This window comes from Pseudoalteromonas aurantia (assembly GCF_005886875.1).
Classification (GTDB): domain Bacteria; phylum Pseudomonadota; class Gammaproteobacteria; order Enterobacterales; family Alteromonadaceae; genus Pseudoalteromonas; species Pseudoalteromonas aurantia_A.
Map to the genome: position 1 here is coordinate 1 of NZ_PNBY01000164.1, position 2,138 is coordinate 2,138.

Consider the following 2,138-nt stretch of genomic DNA (forward strand, 5'->3'; position numbering starts at 1 on the left):
TTCATGATCTTGCCCTGCCTCTATTATTTGTTCATGCCATTTATGGGTGAAGAGCTCCTACACCTACCTAGTGCTACTTTTCTTGATTGGTTAATGAGGCTGCTTGGAGTCTTTGTATTCTTATGGTGTTATCTATTTACCAAGATGCTTTATGAAGATATCACACAGAAATAAAATTGAAGTATAGAAAAATATCACTTTTGTTTTTTTTTGTAGCTTTCATTTGTTTTTTACCACATCCTATTTTTTTTGCTTTTAAGGCAATCAAAATCATTTTTACCTATCCATTTAGCTGTTGTACTTGAAGAAATTTAAAAAATAATAATTTTTAAATTTAAAATTATGGTGTTTGTCTTTTTATTATTATTAGGTGTAAATGTTAACTGTTTATATTTTTGTACCTATTTCGGGTTGTGCTTTGCCTTTTTAATTTCGATTTTTTAAATGTTTTTATCTTACTGGTTTGCTTTGTTTTTGGGCTTCTTGGGTGTTTATTATAATGGTTTTATTAGTTTGCGTTAAATAATTAGCATGGTTGATAATATTGAAATTTTTTTTACTTTAACCTGATCTATTTTTGTTTTTTATATTGATAAATAATTACAAAGTGATAATGTATTTCACAATGGATTAATTGGTTTGGTTTCTTGGTGGGTAGTGAAATATCAAAGTGAAAAAGCCACTATGAATTTCTACTTGCTTGGAGGTCAATATAGGGAGTTAAGAAAGGGAATTGTCGAATCAAATCAATGTCTAAATCAGCAGGTTAAGTTGAATTTAGATGTTGGTATTTTGATAAAACAATGTGAAATAAATTGTAAATTACAGTTATGTAAGGAGAAATTATGAGAAAAAATTATTATGGCCGCCATAGTGACCGCATCTTTTTCAAGCTTTGAGATACAAGCAGAAGTGGTAAAATGTATAAAGTATGGTGACTCTTATCTCTGTCAAGTTCAGTAAAACCTGGTATTTAATAACGAAGTATAAAGGAATTAAAATGAAAAATTACAAAATTAATGTTAACCAGTCTTACTGCGTTTTCAATTTCAATGGGCAGTTTCGGCCTGTTTGCTGCTGAGGAAATGGATTGTGACTTGGATCAATGTGACAGAATTCAATTTGGCTACATTTGTCCGAAAGATGCGTGTAAGCGTATACCCTAAATAGTAATTGTAGTTAAGGGGAGTATTTTACTTCCATTTGTTAAATGTCAACTTTTTAAAATTTCGGTTACATGGAATGATTAAGTACCTATTTATAATATTATTTTCCGTTGCTTTGGCCTATTTTTGTAATTCAGCTATTAAAAAGTACTCGATGATTGATGAAGGGAATTATGCAAGTATTCTTTCTCAACATGCTAATGATAGTGAAATATTAGTGTTAAGCTTAAAATATTGTGATGCGTGTCAAAAGTTGTTTGAATTTTTAGATTTGAACAATGTTGATTATAATTATAATTATAATTATAATTATAATTATAATTATCATTATCTTGATATCGCAAAATCAGATCTTGGTTTGAAGCTATACAAAGAATCCAATGTAAGTTCTGTTCCAATTATATATTTAAAAAATATTAGAATGATTGGTTTTGATACTGACTTGTTAAATGAGGAACTAAAAAGAAGAAATTTATTATGAATAATTTTTTAAATTTTATGATTTTTGTGAGTGCTTTATGATAAAGAAAACTCTATTTTTAACGGTTGTCATTGTGCTGTTTGTTGCATATGATTACTTTTCAAGCCCCCAGAGTAATGGCTATAAAATTGTATCAGGTGCATCATTGGAAGAAGTTTTTAATGAGAAATCTTCTAATTCCAGTGTGTTGTTGAGTAATATAAAAAATAGTAACGTTAGCAAGGTTGAAAGTAATAACACTAATAAACCGAGTAGCATTAAAAGTCATGAATTTAAATCATTTGAACACAATAAATTGGATCGATATTTAAATAAGAATGATCCACTTTACCAAAGTCTTGTAGATAATTTAAATAAAAATAATGATGGTAAGATTCCTTCTATGATAATACTTGATAATATCTATTATGCCGCATATTTAAATAAAGGTGAGGTTGAGTTTCATTATACTTATTTAGATCAAATTGTGAGAAGGCCTTGTTGATCAAATA

At 28.2% G+C, this 2,138-nt stretch carries 2 protein-coding genes; both read left to right on the plus strand.

The genetic code is table 11. The features are described from left to right. The first annotated feature begins 1,320 nt into the window (after nt 1-1,320). Nucleotides 1,321-1,647 carry a hypothetical protein gene (locus tag CWC18_RS20240; RefSeq protein WP_138676000.1) on the plus strand — a complete coding sequence of 109 codons (327 nt, stop codon included), beginning with the start codon at nt 1,321-1,323 and terminating at the stop codon, nt 1,645-1,647. A gap of 37 nt (nt 1,648-1,684) precedes the next feature. Next, entirely contained in the window at nt 1,685-2,131 is a 447-nt protein-coding gene (locus CWC18_RS20245; protein WP_138676001.1) for a hypothetical protein, read from the plus strand. Nucleotides 2,132-2,138 lie beyond the last annotated feature (7 nt).